20 protein-coding genes are annotated in these 16704 nt (G+C 71.5%); 8 read left to right on the top strand and 12 right to left on the bottom strand.

Annotation, left to right across the window (positions count from 1 at the left end; genetic code table 11):
• Positions 1 to 116: 116 nt before the first annotated feature.
• From A3IC_RS53460 to A3IC_RS68465, 3 genes are all read right to left on the bottom strand, one after another.
• Complete coding sequence (locus A3IC_RS53460) at positions 117 to 1697, bottom strand: ATP-binding protein (protein WP_020549909.1); 1581 nt, start codon at positions 1695 to 1697, stop codon at positions 117 to 119.
• A gap of 196 nt (positions 1698 to 1893) precedes the next feature.
• Positions 1894 to 2088, bottom strand: a complete 195-nt coding sequence (locus A3IC_RS0109935) for a hypothetical protein (protein ID WP_020549908.1) — start codon at positions 2086 to 2088, stop codon at positions 1894 to 1896.
• Between the two features lie 25 nt (positions 2089 to 2113).
• Positions 2114 to 2479, bottom strand: coding sequence for a hypothetical protein (locus tag A3IC_RS68465; RefSeq protein ID WP_020549907.1), 366 nt, complete (start codon positions 2477 to 2479; stop codon positions 2114 to 2116).
• A gap of 339 nt (positions 2480 to 2818) precedes the next feature.
• Between A3IC_RS68465 and A3IC_RS0109925 the strand changes: the two genes are divergently transcribed.
• Positions 2819 to 3277: a flavodoxin family protein gene (locus A3IC_RS0109925; RefSeq protein ID WP_026218074.1), complete on the top strand. Its 459-nt coding sequence runs from the start codon at positions 2819 to 2821 to the stop codon at positions 3275 to 3277.
• Positions 3278 to 3429: 152 nt separating this feature from the next.
• Here the strand turns inward: A3IC_RS0109925 and A3IC_RS68460 are convergent, their stop codons facing one another.
• Positions 3430 to 4752, bottom strand: coding sequence for a hypothetical protein (locus A3IC_RS68460; protein ID WP_020549905.1), 1323 nt, complete (start codon positions 4750 to 4752; stop codon positions 3430 to 3432).
• 215 nt (positions 4753 to 4967) lie between these two features.
• On the bottom strand, positions 4968 to 5507 hold the full coding sequence (locus A3IC_RS62035; RefSeq protein WP_020549904.1) for a GNAT family N-acetyltransferase: 540 nt from the start codon (positions 5505 to 5507) through the stop codon (positions 4968 to 4970).
• A 206-nt stretch (positions 5508 to 5713) separates the two neighbouring features.
• Here A3IC_RS62035 and A3IC_RS0109910 point away from each other — a divergent pair, with 206 nt between their 5' ends.
• The gene (locus A3IC_RS0109910) at positions 5714 to 6385 is read left to right on the top strand and encodes an SDR family oxidoreductase (RefSeq protein WP_020549903.1); all 672 of its coding nucleotides are present in this window, start codon (positions 5714 to 5716) and stop codon (positions 6383 to 6385) included.
• Here the strand turns inward: A3IC_RS0109910 and A3IC_RS0109905 are convergent.
• The gene (locus A3IC_RS0109905; RefSeq protein WP_020549902.1) at positions 6354 to 6884 is read right to left on the bottom strand and encodes a GNAT family N-acetyltransferase; all 531 of its coding nucleotides are present in this window, start codon (positions 6882 to 6884) and stop codon (positions 6354 to 6356) included. The two genes, A3IC_RS0109910 and A3IC_RS0109905, sit on opposite strands and share 32 nt — an antisense overlap.
• Positions 6885 to 6998: 114 nt before the next feature.
• On the opposite strand from A3IC_RS0109905, the gene A3IC_RS0109900 reads away from it, so the two are divergent.
• Positions 6999 to 7403 (top strand): PPOX class F420-dependent oxidoreductase, encoded by a 405-nt coding sequence (locus A3IC_RS0109900; RefSeq protein ID WP_040876376.1) that lies wholly within the window; start codon positions 6999 to 7001, stop codon positions 7401 to 7403.
• A 30-nt stretch (positions 7404 to 7433) separates the two neighbouring features.
• Here A3IC_RS0109900 and A3IC_RS0109895 read toward each other — a convergent pair whose 3' ends face one another.
• Positions 7434 to 7904, bottom strand: a complete 471-nt coding sequence (locus A3IC_RS0109895; RefSeq protein WP_020549900.1) for a GNAT family N-acetyltransferase — start codon at positions 7902 to 7904, stop codon at positions 7434 to 7436.
• A 206-nt stretch (positions 7905 to 8110) separates the two neighbouring features.
• Between A3IC_RS0109895 and A3IC_RS53440 the strand changes: the two genes are divergently transcribed.
• Entirely contained in the window at positions 8111 to 8842 is a 732-nt protein-coding gene (locus tag A3IC_RS53440) for a DedA family protein (protein WP_020549899.1), read from the top strand.
• A gap of 106 nt (positions 8843 to 8948) precedes the next feature.
• Here the strand turns inward: A3IC_RS53440 and A3IC_RS0109885 are convergent, their stop codons facing one another.
• Together A3IC_RS0109885 and A3IC_RS0109880 are read right to left on the bottom strand one after the other, a co-directional pair.
• Positions 8949 to 9182 carry a hypothetical protein gene (locus A3IC_RS0109885; protein WP_026218073.1) on the bottom strand — a complete coding sequence of 78 codons (234 nt, stop codon included), beginning with the start codon at positions 9180 to 9182 and terminating at the stop codon, positions 8949 to 8951.
• A 174-nt stretch (positions 9183 to 9356) separates the two neighbouring features.
• Positions 9357 to 9779, bottom strand: coding sequence for an SRPBCC family protein (locus A3IC_RS0109880; RefSeq protein WP_020549897.1), 423 nt, complete (start codon positions 9777 to 9779; stop codon positions 9357 to 9359).
• 182 nt (positions 9780 to 9961) lie between these two features.
• On the opposite strand from A3IC_RS0109880, the gene A3IC_RS0109875 reads away from it, so the two are divergent.
• Positions 9962 to 10939, top strand: a complete 978-nt coding sequence (locus A3IC_RS0109875; protein WP_020549896.1) for a helix-turn-helix transcriptional regulator — start codon at positions 9962 to 9964, stop codon at positions 10937 to 10939.
• An 88-nt stretch (positions 10940 to 11027) separates the two neighbouring features.
• Here the strand turns inward: A3IC_RS0109875 and A3IC_RS0109870 are convergent, their stop codons facing one another.
• Together A3IC_RS0109870 and A3IC_RS0109865 are read right to left on the bottom strand one after the other, a co-directional pair.
• Positions 11028 to 11768, bottom strand: coding sequence for an ABC transporter permease (locus A3IC_RS0109870; RefSeq protein ID WP_245599196.1), 741 nt, complete (start codon positions 11766 to 11768; stop codon positions 11028 to 11030).
• Between the two features lie 109 nt (positions 11769 to 11877).
• Positions 11878 to 12663, bottom strand: coding sequence for an ABC transporter ATP-binding protein (locus tag A3IC_RS0109865; protein ID WP_020549894.1), 786 nt, complete (start codon positions 12661 to 12663; stop codon positions 11878 to 11880).
• A gap of 79 nt (positions 12664 to 12742) precedes the next feature.
• On the opposite strand from A3IC_RS0109865, the gene A3IC_RS0109860 reads away from it, so the two are divergent.
• Both A3IC_RS0109860 and A3IC_RS0109855 read left to right on the top strand, forming a co-directional pair.
• Positions 12743 to 13399: a TetR/AcrR family transcriptional regulator gene (locus A3IC_RS0109860; protein ID WP_020549893.1), complete on the top strand. Its 657-nt coding sequence runs from the start codon at positions 12743 to 12745 to the stop codon at positions 13397 to 13399.
• Between the two features lie 187 nt (positions 13400 to 13586).
• Positions 13587 to 14633: a lactonase family protein gene (locus tag A3IC_RS0109855; protein ID WP_158695877.1), complete on the top strand. Its 1047-nt coding sequence runs from the start codon at positions 13587 to 13589 to the stop codon at positions 14631 to 14633.
• Positions 14634 to 14775: 142 nt separating this feature from the next.
• Here the strand turns inward: A3IC_RS0109855 and A3IC_RS0109850 are convergent, their stop codons facing one another.
• Positions 14776 to 15240 carry a MarR family winged helix-turn-helix transcriptional regulator gene (locus tag A3IC_RS0109850; RefSeq protein WP_020549891.1) on the bottom strand — a complete coding sequence of 155 codons (465 nt, stop codon included), beginning with the start codon at positions 15238 to 15240 and terminating at the stop codon, positions 14776 to 14778.
• 166 nt (positions 15241 to 15406) lie between these two features.
• Here A3IC_RS0109850 and A3IC_RS0109845 point away from each other — a divergent pair, with 166 nt between their 5' ends.
• Complete coding sequence (locus tag A3IC_RS0109845) at positions 15407 to 16678, top strand: MFS transporter (protein WP_020549890.1); 1272 nt, start codon at positions 15407 to 15409, stop codon at positions 16676 to 16678.
• The last annotated feature ends 26 nt before the right edge of the window (positions 16679 to 16704 follow it).

Here is a 16704-nt window from a genome sequence, read left to right as displayed (position 1 = left end):
CACGTCGAGGCCCCCCGGGCGTGGCTGCCCGGAGGGCCTTCGCGGGTGCGTCACGGGGTTGCCGCCAAGCCCGCACGGGGTCTTCGCGAGAGGGGGCGCGGGTGGCGTGCCCGGGTTCAGCCGGTGGGTTCGGGCTCGCGTTCGGGTGCCTTGGCGAGCGAGATCGAGGGCACGGCGACGGGGAGGGCGTCGGTGTGTCGGGGCAGGAGCGCGAGCAGGCGCCGGCGCTCGGCCTCCGGGGTGTCCTCCTCCAGCGGGTCGGGGGTGTGCGGGATCTGGATGCGCACCACGGGACCGTTGCCGATTCGGACGTAGCCGCGACCGGGGGGCATGTCCTCGCCGCCGGAGACGCCGGGACCGGCGCCCAGCACGGTGAGCGTGGTCTGCGGGTCGAGCGGACCCAGGACGACCCGGGCGTGCGTGTCGGCGATCAGCGCGGGGCGCAGCCGCTCCAGGTGGGTGGGGCGGACGCTGGTGATCACGCCGATGTGCGCGGCGCGACCCAGGCGCAGCGGGAGGTCGAGCAGTTCCTGGGGGTCGGTGGTGCCCTGGCCGGCGGCGAGGTCGGAGAGTTCGGTGATCTCGTCGAGGATCACCCACAGCGGGCGGCGGGCGTTGTCCGGGACCGGGGTGCCGTGTTGCTTGGCGCAGGTGACGGCGGCGATCCGGCGTTCGGTCTCGTGGCGCAGCCAGGTCAGGGTTTCCAGCGCACCGTGGTAGCCGGTCTCGATTCGCAGGATGTTGTGCCGGCCGGCCAGGCACGCGTAGTCGCCGGAGCCGCTGCCGTCGATGACCACGATGTCGCCGTCACGGGCGGCCTGGAGGGCGATGGTGCGCAGCAGGTTGGACTTGCCCGCGCCGGGGGCGGCGACGGCGAGCAGGTGCGGGTCGGTGCTGCGACTGCCGGTGCGCCAGATGACGGGCGGGAGTTGCCGGATGGTGTCGTCCACGTGCACGGGGATGCGCCGATTGGTGCTGCCGGCGTCGGTGATGCCGAGCAGGATTTCGCGCGGCGCGGTGACGAACTGCTGGGCGGGTACGGCCGTGGGCAGCGGGGGCAGGGCGGCGAGGGTGAGGTGGTTGTTCTCGGTGTCCCACTCGTAGAGGTATTCGCGACCGCGGCCGGTCTTGGCTTGGAGCACTCGTTCGATCCGGGCCCGGGCGGCGGGGTCGTCGTCGGTGAAGTAGGGGCTGTAGGTCAGTTCGAGGCGGACGATCCGGTCGCCGTCGAGTTCCCAGTGTCGGAAGGCGTTCCGGTACGGGCCGCCGGGGTGGAACAGCCGGGCGGGGTCGTGGTCGTCGGCGAAGTGGGGGACCAGGCCGTTGTAGACGGCCTGGAGTTTGACGTCGATGGGATCGGCGTCGGAATCGGGGTGAGGCTTCTCGGCACGGCCGAGCCAGGCGGCGCCGGCCAGGACCAGGAGCAGCGCGATCAGCGGGGCATAGGGCAGGAAATAGAGGGCGAGCAGGACCGCGGCGGCAGCGGCGGCACCGGCCTTGCGCCGGTCCGCCGAGGCGCTCTTCCACCAGTTGCGCGCCCACGCGAATTGCCGGCTCAGACCTCGGCTGAGAGTGAACACGGGGGAGAAGGTGTCCCGGGTGTGGTGGCTGATGCGGTGGGCGCGGGCGCGGGTGTTGCCGATGCCGTCCTTGGCGCGCAGGGCGATGGCGGCGAGGGATTTGGGGCCGGCGGACATGCGGTCTCCGTGAGGGGTTGATGCGGGCAGGCGAAAGGCCCCGGTTCGGGGGGGGGTGAGCCGGGGCCAGGGCGTGTCTTCGAACGCCCGCCGGATCCGCGGCCCTCGGCACCGTGTCGTGGTGTCGCGGGTGTCGCGGCTCGTCCGGCGGGCGTTCGAAGACACGCCCTGGCGGCGGTGGGGACGAGGTGGCCGGTCAGAAGTTGAGGCCGCTGAGCAGATTGGCGATGCTGTCGCCGCTCGCGGCGATGTTCGGGGCGATCGAGCTGCCGGCCAGGTAGAACCCGAAGAGGGCACAGACGAGGGCATGCGGGAGTCTCAGCCCGTCCTTGCGGAAGAGGACGTAGGCGATGACGCCGAGCAGCAGAACGCCGGAGACGGACAGAACCATGGGGGTGCTCCTTCGGGCTGCGCACTCAGTGTGTGGCGTGCGCGGTGAGGATCCCGGTTCGGCCTAGGCCGTACAGGACCAGGAGGGTGGCGCCGAGGCGCCCGGGGGTGGACAACGCCCAGAGGGCGGCATGGAGGGCGATCACCAGCGGGAGCGTGGCGAGCGCGTAGACGGTGTGGAAGCCGCGGGTCTGGACGGTGCCGGCGTGGGTGGCGGCGGGGGCCAGGGTGCGGCGAACCACGGAGCCGAGGGAGGGCGGCGCGGGGGCGGGTGGGTCCTCGGCGACGGGGATCGGGCCGGGGGCGGGGCCGCCGGGGGCGAGGCCGGGGTCGGGATCGGCGGGGGACTTGGAGCGGGGGTAGGGCAGCAGTCGCATGTGGGTGAGTCGCATGTGAGTGGTTCTCCCCGAGGTGCAGGGCGGTCGGCGTGCCGGCCGGTTGGCCTATCGACGTATTACCTAAAGTGCTCTTATCGTGACAAATGGTGCGCGTGTGTCAAAGCAGCGAACGGGTGGAATCGCCATCTCTTCCGTGGCGGTCCACTCGCACGAGTGACCTGATGACCCCGAATGCGCGGGCGGGAGGCGTGAGTTGCGGCCTGCCCGACCGAGGTGGCGGGCTCCGTCGCGGCGGGCGAACTCGATGTCGATTTCACGACAAACTCACCCATTGGAGTGGTGGTCGCCGACCGGGGCGTTTCGACACCGTGCCGGTTCTGGCAGCGTGAGGCCATGGCCATCCTGCTCGTCGTGCACCACACGCCCTCGCCCACACTCGCCGAGATGCTGGAGGCGACCCTCGCCGGCGCGCGTGATCCGGAGATCGAGGGTGTCGAGGTCCGAGTCCGGGCGGCACTCACCTGCTCGCCGGTCGAGGTCCTGGAGGCGGACGGCTACCTGCTGGGCACACCCGCGAACCTGGGCTACATGTCCGGGGCTCTGAAACACTTCTTCGACTCGGCCTACTACCCGTGCCTACACGAGACGGTCCGCCGCCCTTACGGCCTCTACGTCCACGGCGGCAGCGACACCACCGGCGCGGTCCGCTCGGTCGAGTCGGTGACGACCGGCCTGCAATGGAGGCGCGTCCGCCCACCCGTGGAGATCGCCGGCCCGCCCACCCGCGACACCTTGGCGGCCTGTACCGAGTTGGGCGCCGTCGTGGCCGCCGAACTGATGCCCGAGCAGTAACGCGGCCCGGCCTCCGGAGGGGAGGCCGGGCCGCGTGCCCACCACCCTGCGGCGGACCCGGCCGGTCGCAGCACGACGGCCAGGGACAGCATGCCGGGCGGGGCCGACACCGGCGGCCCCGGGTCGGTGACGAGTGGGACGGGCAGGGCCGATCAGTGGGGGCGGGCCCAGTGCGGGGGATGGGTTCGGGCTGTTTGCAGGGCGGCGGGGGTGGGGCGTTCGACCGTGTCGGGGACGGCTTCCAGGGGGATGGACAGGGCTCTGGCCCAGGTGCGGCGCCAGCTGAGGCGGCGTTGGGCGCGGGCGGTTTCGCGGCGGGCGCGGGCGGTGGCTCGGCGGGCGATCTCGACCCGGGCGAGAGCCTGGCTGCGCAGCCACAGTGGGCGCGTGTGCAGGAGTTCCTCGACGTAGGCGGTGGTCCACTTGTTGCTGCGTGGGCGCAGGTTCAGGACCAATTCCTCCGGCAACCCGAAGAGTTCGGCCACGGCGTCGTCGGTGAGGTGGTCGATGACCGCCTCGGCGGCGCGGCACACCGCCTCGGCGCGGCGCTGTTGGGCGTGCCATTCGCGATCGAGCCAGCGGGTGACCGCGGCGGTGGCGTGTTCGAGTTCGCGGTCGGCGTGCAGCTCCAGCAGCCAGCGCGGCGGGTCGGTGGCCAATTGGTGCAGCAGGTCGGTGCTGATGTGGTGCTCGATCGACGGCACGCGGTGGGCGATGTCCTCGGCGGGCACGCCCAGCGTCGCCCACACCCGGTGCGGTCGGGCGAGGGAGCGCAACGCGGTGAGCGCGCGCGGCGTGGCGGTGGCGAGCAGGTCGGCGATCTCGTTCGGCTTGTAGCGACACTGGTCGCCGATCTCGGCGATGTCGCGGACGCGCGGGTCGCCCATGAACCGGCGCAGTCGCGCGGGCGCGGTGCCGTGCAGGCAGGCCATCGCGCATGCGAAGGCGATCACGTCGGCCGGGTCGGTCTGCCGGTCGGGAGCCAGCGTCGCGAGGTAGCTGCGCGCGTGGTGCGCACGTTCGCGGTTGTGCGCCCGGGTGGCGGCGGCCTTGGTCGCGGCCAGCGACCGGGCCACTCGGCGGGCGGCCTCGCGCAGTTCGCGATCCGCGGTGATGTGCGGATGCAGCGTGTCCACGTCGGCGGTGCGGTAGTAGCGCACCTCCAGGTCCCGGCCGTACCGGGACACCCGCACCCGATCCACGACCGGCAGCCCGGCGGCCCGGGCGACCCGCCGGAAGCACTCACGGCTGATGCCCAACCGGTGCGCGGCCTCGGTGGCGGTGAGCGGTTCTTCGCGACTGAGTGCGGTGAGGAAGGGGCCGGGGTCGGCGGCGGCGCGGGCGACCGCGTCGGCGTCGAAGGTGCCGTCCTGGTGTTGTGCGAGCAGTCCTGTTCGGGCGGCGAGGCGGACCTGGCGGGGGACGAGCCCCAGTGCCTTGCCGACGCGCGCCGCACCGATGCCTCCTCGGGTCACGACCGGCCCCTTCCGTACGGGTGACACCGAACGGGGTGACGATAGAACGGCTGCGGGGCGCGAGGGAGGGCAAAGGGCGAAATCCGCCCGATCGTGCGGGGAAGCGATGGGGCAGGTTACGGCAAATGGGGGACGGTGGGTGGGTTGGTCGACGCGGCGGATGGGTGTGCCGCGGTTGACCCGAATGCCTCGGTCGTGCCCGCCTGGCGGTTCGATCAGTCGGTGGGCTCGGTGGGCTCGGTGTGTGTGGCGTGCCCGCCGTGCAGGGAGAGTTCGAAGCACGCGAGCGGGAGGAGGCCGTGATCGTCGCGGTACGGCGGGATGTCCCGGTAGCCCAGGGCCCGATACAGGCTGATCGCTCCGGTGCGTTGCGGCAGGCAGTCCAGCACGACGCGGTGTGCGCCGACCGTCCGGGCGTGGGTGTGCAGGCGGGCCATCAACGCGCGGGCGACGCCGTATCCGCGGGCGTGCGGGAGCACGTACAGGCGCTTGACCTCGGCGGTGTCGGCGTCGAGCAGGTGGACTCCGACACCGCCGGCGGGACGGCCGTCCAGGAGCGCGGTGAAGTAGGCGCCGGGGTGGGCGTAGTAGCCGGCCGGGTCGTCGTGGTCGACGCCGAAGTAGGGCGGTAGTTGGTCGGGGTTCTCCCAGCCCGGATAGCCGGTCTCGCGGGCGGTCGCGTTGTAGTACGAGAAGAGCAGGTCGCGGGTGTGGGCGAGGTCCGTGGTGATGGTCGGACCCGAGGTGATCGTCATGGCACGGGACTGTAGGCGTGGCCGCCCGCACGTCGCCGTGAGGGTGGCCGGGGCCGTCGGCGGCGCCCGACGACGGTGCCCACGGGGGCCGCGCCGGCGCGGCCCCCGATCGCAAGCCGAACAAGCAGCAGCCGAACAGTGGAACCTGATCGTGTCGCGGAGCCACGCCGGCCGATGTCCCGGTTCATGACCTTACGGTCGGATACATGCATATTGTCATTGCGGGTGGACACGGAAAGATCGCACTTCGGCTGGAGCGGCTGCTCGCCGATCGCGGACACACGGTGGTCGGGTTCATTCGCAATCCCGACCATGCGAACGACCTGGTCGCGGCCGGCGCCGAGCCGGTCCTGTGCGATCTGGAGCGGGCGTCGGTCGAAGAGGTCGTCGAGCACCTGGTCGGCGCCGACGCGGTGGTGTTCGCGGCGGGCGCGGGGCCGGACAGTACCCGCGAGCGCACGATGACGGTCGACTACGGCGGCGCGGTACTTCTGGCCGACGCGGCGGAGGACGCGGGCGTGCGGCGCTACGTGATCGTGTCCTCGATGGGCGCCTCGACCCGGCCGCCCGCCGACACCGACCCGGACTTCGCGCTCTACCTCAAGGCCAAGGGCGAGGCCGACGAGGACCTGCGTTCGCGCGGCGCGCTCGACGTGACCATCCTGCGCCCGGGGCGGCTCACCGACGATCCCGGCACCGGGTTGATCGCGCTGTCCGAGAGCGAGGGACGCGGAGCGATCCGCCGGGACGATGTGGCGGCGATTTTGGCCGAGCTGGTCGCCGAGCCCGGCACGATCGGCAAGACCCTGGAGGTGGTCGGCGGCGACGTGCCGGTCGCCGAGGCGGTCAAGTACGCGGGAGCGAAGCCCCGTTCGTGAGGTCCAGGGCCATCAGCACGTCGTCGACATAGCGTCCGCCGAGCAGGAACTCGCCCTCCAGGACGCCCTCGATCCGGTAGCCGGCGGCCAGGTACAGGGCCCGGGCGGCGGTGTTGCCGCCGAGTACCCGCAGGGTGATCCGGCGGGCCCCGCGCCTGCGTGCCTCGGCCTCGGCCGCCACGAGCAGCGCCCGGCCGATCCGGCGGCCCTGGTGGTCGGGGTGCACCGCGAGCCCGTTGACGATCTGCACGTGCCCGGAGGCCGGGCACAACGTCGAGCGCTCCAGCTGTACATAGCCCAGGACGAGATCGCCCTCGTGGGCGACGAGCGTGTCGCGCACGTGGTCGGCGCTGCGGAAGAAGACCTTGTCCGCGGCCCAGCGCGGGGCCGGCGTGACGGTGGGCGACCAGGTGAGGTGGTCGATCTCGGCAAGACTCGTACCGTCGGCCTCGGTCGCAGGGCGAACCTGGACGCGGGTTTCCTCCGATGTGCGCGACATCCGATCATCGTCCCATCCCGGGCCGCACGTCCGGCAGGTCGGGTCGTGGACGATCTTGGCGACCGCTTCGTGCGCGCCGTATCCGCGCCGCGCGTGCGCTCTAGACTCGCGCGCATGACTTCGCCTCGGGTGCCCGCGGACCTGGACCGGCTCGCGGCCGGCAAGTACGTCCTGTTGACCACGTTCCGCCGGGACGGGCGCGCGGTGGGCACGCCCGTATGGGTGTTTCGCGACGGCGACGCGCTCGGTGTGTGGACCGCGCGGGACTCCGGCAAGGTGAAACGGCTCCGCAACAGCGGGAAGGTCACGGTCACCGCATGCGATGTGCGCGGCAAGGCGCACGGAGAGGCGGTGCCCGGCCACGCGTCGTTGTTGGACGCCGCCGGTACGGAGCGCTACCGCGGCCTGATCCGACGCAAGTTCGGCATCGTCGGGTGGATGACCCTGCTCGGCAGCCGACTGCGGCGCGGGAAGGCGGGGACGATCGGCGTCCGGGTCGAGCTGGGCGAGCGTTCGTAGGCCCTGGCCACTCCGCCCCCCGAGCCCCGCTCAGAGGGTGAGCTTGAAGCCCACGTGGGAGTCGGTGAAGCCGAGGTTGCGGTAGAAGCGGTGGGCGTTCTCGCGGGTGCCGTTGGAGGTGAGTTGGACCAGACTCGCGCCGCGTTCGCGCGCACGTTCGATGGTCCAGCGCATCAGTATCGTGCCCAGGCCGCCGCCGCGTTCGGCACTGTCGATGCGTACCGCCTCCACCAGGGCGCGAGTCGTACCGCGCTGGGACAGGCCCGGGATGATGGTCAGCTGGAGCGTGCCGATCACCTTGCGGCCGCCGCTCGCCGTGTCCGGCCCGGTCATCACGACCAGTTCCTGGTTCGGATCGGCCGCCAGGCGCTCGAAGGCCGCCAGGTACGGGGTCAGGTCCTCCTGCGAGTCCCGCCCCGAACCGAGCACGTCGTCCACCAGAAGCCCTACGATCGCGGCGATGTCGTCTCGGCCCGCCGGTCGGATTTCGATGTCGTTCATGGCATCCAACGTAGAGGGCGGCCGTCGCGGGCCATCCGTCCGGTCCCGGGAGCGGTGCGCCGGCGGCCGGGGGACGGATGACCGACGTCACCTTTGTACGGCCAGGGGAGTAGGTGGGAATTCGGCCGCGCGCAGGATCCGTTGACACGATTGAGGGCGGATGCTTGTCAGGCCACATGGCAAGCGGCCTAACGGGGAGGTTCCACGTGGATGCCGTGCACGAGTGGGTGGAGCGGCTGGGAGATCTACCGCCGCTGTACGCCTATGTCGTGATCGCTCTGGTCGCCGTCATCGAGACCGGGCTGCTCCTGGGCGTGTTCGCGCCCGCCGAACCGGTGCTCCTGCTGGGCGGACTGCTCACCTCCACGGGTCACCTGGCACTGGTCCCCGTGTTGATCATCGCGACCTCCGCCGCGTTGATCGGGGACACTCTGGGCTACCTCTCGGGCAGACATCGCAGTGAACGTATAAGGACCGGGCGGCTGGGGCGCCGGGTGGGCGAGCCTCGTTGGGAACGGGCCGAGGAGATGTTCACCCGCGGCCGCGGCGCCGGTGGCGTGACCGTGATGCTGGGCCGTTGGGTCGCCTTCGCCCGGACCCTGCTGCCCCGGCTCGCCGGTGCCGCGGGCATGCCCTATCGGCGCTTCGCGCCGTGGAACGCGGTCGGGATCCTGGTGTGGGTGCCCGGCTCGATCATGCTGGGCCGACTCGCGGGCAGCGCGTACCCGTCGGCGGCGAGTGTCCCCGGTTGGATAGGGGCCGCGATCGTCGCGATCGGTATCGTCGCCGGCGTCGTCACCTACGTGCGGCGGCGTCGGCGCCGCAAGGCCGAGGAGAACCGTTCCTCGGCGTTCGGGGACCCCGCGGCGGATGCGGCCGCGGGTTCTCGGCGTGATTTCGCGGGTGCGGCGGCGGTCCGCGAGGACAGCGCCGCCTGACCGATGCGTGCCGCACAGGCACAGGACGCGTCGCGACGGGGTGGGGTGACCGAAGCCGGCCCACTCCCGGTGCCGGCGACCCGTGCACCGGCCCGCGGTCGTCGGTTCAGCCGCGCAGTGCCGCGTCGCCGTGCTTGGCCACGTGCTCGTCCAGTGCGGCGAGTGCCCGGGTGACCTCCTCGTGCGAGCCGCCGCTGCGCTGCTCTCTCCAGTAGGCGGTGCCCAACTGCCTGAGCAGTGTGTGTGCCTCCCGGCCCACCTGGACCTCCTCGACCTTGTGCTTGCCGGTGTTCATGGTGTCTTCGGCCATCTTCTTGGCCTTGTCGAGGAAGCCGCTCATCGCGCCGTTCTCCGTTCCCATTCCGGACGGACATCGCTGCCGTACCGAGATCCACTGCCGTATCGAGACTTCGGCACCGAGGTCGGGGCCCTGCCGACATCGCTCGATGGTCGATCAACGAATCGCACGGATGCGAAGATCCCGAACGGAAGTGCACCGGTTCGGCGACGCATTTCACCCGTTCGGCGCCGCCAGCGCTCGCTCGACCGCCGCCATCACGCCCTGCCAGTGGGTGCGCTGCCGGCTCCGCTCCTCGGGGTCGGCCAGCCACTCCTGGTGGAACCGCAGCACGGTACGTCCCGGCCCGCTCGCGCTCATCGCGACCTGCACGGTCGTGTCGTGATCCCAACCCGGCACCCGGCTCGTCACCCGGATCCGGTCCGGTTCGCGCCACCCGCGTACCTCGCCGGTGCTGCCGTCGGCGGTGGTGTAGGGCGCTCCCCGGGTCGGGGTCAGATCCACGTCCTCGCCCAGCCACAGGGCCAGGCCGGCGGCGGAGGTGATCAATTCCCACACCTGCTCGACGGGATACGGGAGCGTCTTGGACACGCCGATTTGGTAGCCCGCGTCCTGTGTCCGGCCCGTGGTGTCGCTCATGGTCCAACCCTTCCGGTGTGGTGCTTGTCGCGCCGCCCAGTCTCGTTGCGCCGGCCTGTCCGGTGACGCCGCCCGATCCCGCCGCGCCGCCGAGTCCCCGCGCGCCGGTCAGTCGCGCGGCGCCGCCAAGCCTCGGTCGAGTACATGTCAATACCCGTCAGGTATGCGCGACACTGGCGATCATGCGCGCGAGCCGACTGCTGACCATCCTGATGACCCTGCAAACCCGGGGTCTGGTCACCGCGACCGAACTGGCCGAGCAACTGGAGGTGTCGGTGCGCACCGTCTACCGCGACGTCGAGGCGCTCGGCGCGGCGGGCGTGCCGGTGTACGCCGAGCGTGGGCCGGCGGGCGGGTATCGGCTGATGGAGGGCTTTCGCACGCGGATCAACGGACTCACGCACGACGAGGCGGACGCGTTGTTCCTGGCCGGCCTGCCCGGGCCCGCGGCCGAGCTGGGGCTGGGCGCGGTGGTGGCGTCCGCGCAGCTCAAGGTGCAGGCGGGGCTGCCCGCCGAGCTGCGCGAGCGGGTGGGCCGTGCGCAACTGCGCTTCCATCTGGACGCCCCGGGCTGGCATCGCGAGGCGGACCGCTCACCCGAGCTGGCCCGGATCGCCGCCGCGGTGTGGACCGACCGGCGGATCCGGGTGCACTACCGGCGCTGGGCGGGCGAGGTCACCCGCGACCTGGAGCCGTACGGCCTCGTGCTCAAGGCGGGCGCGTGGTACCTGGTGGCCCGCACGGTGCAGCCGGGCGAGCATCGCGACCGCACGTACCGGGTGGTGCGGATCGAGGAACTGGACGTGCTCGACGAGGTGTTCGAGCGTGATCCGACCTTCGACCTCGGGGCCTACTGGCAGAACTGGTCCCGGGACTTCGTCGAACAGTTGCGTCCGATCCGCGCGGACGTGCTGCTGAGCGAGGACGCGCGCGGATTCGTCCGACAACTGTTCGGGGCGTACGTGGCGGACATGGTCGAGTCGAGTGCGGGGGATCCGCTGCCGGACGGCCGGATCCGGGTCGACTTCCCGATCGAGTCGATCGAGGCCGCCGTGCCGGAACTGCTGCGGCTCGGCCCGGAGGTCGAAGTGCTGGGCCCACCCGAGCTGCGCGCGGAACTGGCCGCCGTCGCGCGTGCGACGGCGGCGCGGTACGCGTGAGCGCCCGCGCCGCCGTGGCGGTGGACCCGGGCACGCGGCCCGATCCGTCGGGTCCGCCGGGGCCAAGTGCGCGGGATCGGCGGGGCGACTACGCGCCGGCGCGGCGGAACACGCGGACGCCCAGCACCACCGACACCGCGACCAACCCGAGCGCGGTCAGCACGCCCATGCCGACCGTGCCGCCGTAGTCGCCGACGAACGCGGAGCGCACCGCCTGCACCTGGTAGCGCAGTGGGTTGCCCCGGGAGATGCCGTCCAGCCAGCCCGGGGCCAGCGACATCGGCAGCAGGATGCCGGACAGCAGCATCACCGGCAGGTTCACCGAGTTCACCACCGGGGCGAACTCCTGCGGGCTGTCCACCCGCATCGCCAGGGCGTAGGACAGCGACGCGAGCGAGGCGGTCATCAGCGCGACGAAGCCGAATCCGATCAGCACGCCGAGCAGCGGCGCACGCAGTCCGAACGCCACACCGACCACGACCAGCACCACGGACTGGACGAGCATCTGAACGATGTCCTTGAGCACGCGCCCGAGCAGCAGCGCGAGCCGGCTCACGGGAGTCACCCGCATACGCTCCACCACGCCGTGTTGCTTCTCGATCAGGATCCCGAAGCCCGCGAACGCCGCGCTGAACAGGCCGAGCTGGACCAGCAGTCCGGGAACCAGGGTCTGCCAGGAGTCGCCGTCGCCGCCGAGCGGGACGTCACGCAGGAGCGGGCCGAACAGGATCAGGAACAGCAACGGCTGGATGATCCCGAAGATCAGACCGATCTTGGCGGACACGGTCTGGCGCAGATAGCGGCCGAAGATCAGGAACGTGTCGGACACGAGGGCGGCGGATGCGGACGGCACCGGTCGTGCGGGCGGCACGACCCGGGCGGTGCCGATGGTTGGTGTCGAGGGTGTGGATGACGTGGACATGGCTACCTCTGCCGGGTCAGACGGCGATCGGAGTCTCGCTCGGCGCGGGGGTGCGCCGACCGGTGATGGCGATGAACGCGTCCTGTAGTGAGGCGTTCGGGGAACCCGCGTACTCGGTCTTGAGCGCGTGTGCCGTGCCCTGGGCGACGACGCGGCCGTGGTCGACCACCACGAGCCGGTCCGCGAGCGCGTCGGCCTCGTCCAGGTAGTGCGTGGTGAGGAAGACCGTGGTGCCCCACTCGTCGCGGATCCGCCGGATCAGGTGCCACAGATCCACTCGACTGCCCGGGTCCAGGCCGGTGGTGGGCTCGTCCAGAAAGAGCACGTCGGGGTGGTGGACCAGGCCCATCGCGATGTCGAGTCGGCGTCGCTGTCCGCCGGAGAGCGCCGCGCACGGGCGGTCCAGCAGGTCGAGCAGATCCAGGTCGGCGGCCAACTCGGCGGCCCGGGCCCGGGCGTCCGCCTTGTCCAGTCGGTACAGCCGGGCCTGGGTGGTCAGTTCCTCGCGCACCGACACGGCGGGGTCGACTCCGCCGGATTGGGCGACGTAGCCGATTCGCCTGCGCACGCCCGCCGAGTCGTGCAGGAGGTCGTGGCCGGCCACGGTGGCGCTGCCGCCGGTGGGGGCGAGCAGTGTGGTGAGCATGCGCAGAGTGGTGGTCTTGCCGGCGCCGTTGGGGCCCAGGAAGCCCAAAATCTCGCCCGCCGGGACGGTCAGGTCGATGCCGCGGACGGCTTCGACGGTGCCGCGCTTGGTCGTGAAGGTCCGGGCGAGCCCGGTGGTGTGGATGACCGGTGTCATGGGACTACCGAAACATAGTCATTAAAATTTTGCAACGACCCCAAAATTAAAATGACCCCATGAAGGCTAGGATGGGCACATGACGGAGTCGGAACCCGCGGAAGGGCTGCGAGAGCGCAAGAAACGCCGCACCCGGACGCACATCTCGGACATCGCGACCGGATTGTTCCTGGAACGCGGGTTCGACGCGGTGACCATCGCGCAGATCGCCGATGCGGCCGAGGTGTCCGTGAACACCGTCTACAACTACTTCCCGGCCAAGGAGGACCTGTTCTTCGACCGCGAGTCCGAGGTGGTCGACCGGGCGGCCCGGATCGTGCGCGAGCGCGCGGTGGGCCAATCCGCGGCGCGCGCGGTACTGGACGCGCTGCGTCGGGACGTCGAGGCGCGGTCGCCGTACGTGGGCCTGGTCGAGGGCTACGAGCGTTTCATGAATGTCATGCAGGGCTCGCCGGCGCTGATGGCTCGACTGTGGCGGATGCAGCAACTGGGCGCGGACGCGCTCGGCGCGACCCTCGCCGAAGAGGCGGGCGCGGCCCCGGGGGACCCGGTGCCGGCGTTGATCGCCGGGCAACTCGCCGGGATCCAACAGGCCGTCTTCCGAGGCATCGGTCGGCGGATCGCGGCCGGGGGCGGGGTGGACGCGGCGGTCGCGTACGCCTTGGCACAACTGGACGCGGTCGAATCGCTGTTGAGCGCCGAGGTGTTGGGCTACGCGGTCCGCGCGGAGCAGTGACCCGGCCCGGGCCGGCTGGTGTGCCGGCGGCGGGGTCGGGGAGGAGCATGACATCGGCGGCGACGAGGCGATCGATCCGCGATGATCTGCGTGGTCGGCTCCGTCGGCTCGACCGACGGATGCTCGGCCGATGGATCAAGTGTCGATCGACGGTCGTCCGCCACAGGCCAGACAACAGGAGAACCGTGTGACCTCACCAAATGCTTCCGACCGACGCGGACCGCTGGTGTACGTGGGTGCGTACACCCCCGACATGGAGGGTCACGGCAGCGGCATCACGGTATGTCGGCAGGATCCGGAGACCGGGTCGCTCGGCACGCCGTCCGCGGTGATCCCGGCGATCTCGCCCTCGTACGTGGCCCGACACCCCTCGGGCCGTTTCCTCTACGCGGTGAGCGAGCGGGGCGGCGAGGGCGCGGTCGGCGCGTACTCGGTGCAGGACGAACGGCTGGTGCCACTGGGCGAGGTGTCCACGCTCGGCGCGGGGCCCTGCCACCTCGCGGCCGACCCCACCGGGCGGTTCGTGGTGGTGGCCAACTACGGCGGCGGCAGCGTCACCGTGCATCCGATCGCCGACGACGGCACGCTCGGCGAGGCGGCGACGCACGTGCGGCTGACCGGGTCCGGGCCGGTGAAGGACCGACAGGCGTCCTCGCACGCGCACCAGGTGACGTTCGCCGCCGGCGGCGAGTGGCTCGTGGTGTGCGACCTGGGCTCGGACACCGTGTACCACCTGAGCTTCGACGCCGAGGCGGGCACGATCGCGGAGGGGCCGAAGGTGACTCTGCCGCCCGGCACCGGGCCCCGGCACATCGCGTACGGGCCGAACGATCTCGCGTGGCTCGTCGGGGAGTTGAACACGACGGTGACGCCGCTGCGCAGCGATCCGCGCACGGGGGCGCTCACGGTGGCGGGAAAGCCGTTCGCACTCTCCGGCGGCGAGGGTATGCCGTCGGGGCTCGTCGCGGCGGCGGACGGGCGATTCGTGTACGTGGCGAACCGGGGGCCGGACACCGTCTCGGTGCTCGCGGTGGACGGCGCGGAGTTGGCTCTCGTCGAGGAGGTGCCGGTGGGGGCCTGGCCGCGGGATCTGGCGCTGGTGGGGGACGTGCTGTACGTGGCGAACCAGCGCGGGAACACGGTCACCGGATTCCGGTGTGATTCGGGGTCCGGGCGGCTGACGGCGTTGGGTGTCGCGCTTTCGACCGGGAGTCCGACGAGCATTTTGGCGTAGGGGTCGTCGTCCTCGGGCGCCGGACGGGCCGGCTCGGCTCGTCCGGCGTTCGCCTGTGGGGCGGGCCGGGTCTCGGTTGCCCCGAGGCGCCGGACGGGCTGTGTTCGGTGTGCTTGAGCCGTGCGGCCGGGTTTCGGGCTTGTCAAACGATCGACGGGGCGGGTGCGTCCAGGGACTTGACGGCCTCGACCAGGGGAGCGAGGTCGGGGCGTTGTTCGGCGTCCGCGAGGGATTCGCGGAGGGCCTTGTCGTGGGTGGGACGGGCGGCGGCGAGGAGGTCGCAGCCGGTGGGCGTGACCTCGGTGTAGATGCCCCGGCGGTCGGTGTCGCACAGGTAGCGCGAGAGTAGGCCGCGCTCCTCCAGGCGGGTGACCAGGCGCGTGGTGGCGCTCTGGCTCAGCACCACCGCGTCGGAGAGTTCGTTCATCCGCAGGTGGTAGCCGTCCTGCCGGTTCAGCACGTCCAGGACCGAGAACTCGCGCACGCTCAGGTCGTGTTCGCTCTGGAGCACACGTTCGATGTGCGCCTCGATGCGATTGTGCAGCGCCGCGAGCGCGCACCAGCCCTGCGCGAGCGGCGGTTCGATGGCCTGCCTCTGTTGTCCCATGCGCTCAGGATACCTCCGAAACGAAATAGCCCGCGTTTGCATTGATCGGCGTCTGCAAATATTGTCGACGCCTGTAAGCGGTTCGTGCATGCCATGCCCGGCCGCCGGTCATGCCCGGGTGCATGTCGTGCGCCCCCCTCCACCAACTCCTCGAAAGGGGTACTCCGTGCCTCTCGCACTGCTGGCCCTTGCCATCGGGGCCTTCGGCATCGGGACCACCGAGTTCGTCATCCTCGGCCTGTTGCCCGAGGTCGCGGGCACCTTCGAAGTCTCGATCACCACCGCCGGGCTCCTGGTCAGCGGTTACGCGGTCGGTGTGCTCCTGGGTGCCCCGCTGATGACCGTCCTGGGCACCCGCGTCTCGCGCAAGCGCATGCTGATCCTGCTGATGGCACTGTTCGTCCTGGGCAATGCGCTGACCGCGCTGGCCCCGGCGTTCGGCGTGATTCTGCTCGGCCGCGTGGTCGCCTCCTTCACCCACGGCGCGTTCTTCGGGATCGGCTCGGTGGTGGCCGCAGACCTGGTCGCGCCGGAGAAGAAGGCCGCGGCGATCTCCACGATGTTCGCCGGCCTGACCCTGGCCAACGTGCTCGGCGTGCCGCTGGGCACGCTGATCGGCCAGACGGTGAGCTGGCGGCTGACCTTCCTGATCGTCGCCGCGCTCGGCGTGTTGGGCGCCGTGGGCATCGCCAGGCTGGTGCCCGAACAAGCCAAGCCCGAGGGTGTGCGCCTGCGCCACGAACTCGCGGTGTTCCGCAACGTGCAGGTGCTGCTCGCGATGGGCATGACGGTGCTCGGCTTCGGCGGCGTGTTCGCCGCGCTCACCTACGTCAAGCCGATGATGACCGACGTCGCGGGCTTCTCCGAGGGTGCGGTCACCTGGCTGCTCGCGGTGGTGGGCCTGGGCATGCTGGTCGGCAACGCGGTCGGTGGCAGGCTGGCCGACCGGCACCTGATGCCGCTGCTGTACGGCTCGCTGCTCGCGCTCGCGGGGGTGTTGGCGCTGTTCACGGTGACCGCGCACGACAAGACCGCGTCGGTGATCACGCTGTTCCTGATCGGCGCACTGGGCTTCGCCACCGTGCCGCCGTTGCAGAAGCGGGTGATGGACAACGCCGCGGGCGCGCCGACGTTGGCCGCAGCGGTCAACATCGGCGCTTTCAACCTCGGCAACGCGATCGCCGCGTGGCTGGGCGGCCTGGTGATCGACGCGGGCCACGGCTACGAGTCGGCGAACTGGGTCGGTGCGGCCCTGGCGCTGGGCGCGTTGGCCCTCGCGGTGCTCGCCCACGGCCTGGAACGGCGCGCGCTGACCCGCTCGCGCGTCGTGGCGGCGCACCCGCCCGGTGTGCGGACCGTGCTCAGCGGGCAGAGCGGGCAGGGCGACTCCGGCGCCGCGGACCGAACCGCCGAGCAGCCCGCTCGGCTGCTCGGCTGACGCCGCCCCGCCCCGCCCGACCTCTA

Source organism: Embleya scabrispora DSM 41855 (assembly GCF_000372745.1).
In the GTDB taxonomy this organism is placed as follows: Bacteria; Actinomycetota; Actinomycetes; order Streptomycetales; family Streptomycetaceae; genus Embleya; species Embleya scabrispora.
The sequence above is the reverse complement of the archived record's forward strand: the minus strand, read 5'-3'. Positions and strand labels throughout refer to the sequence as shown.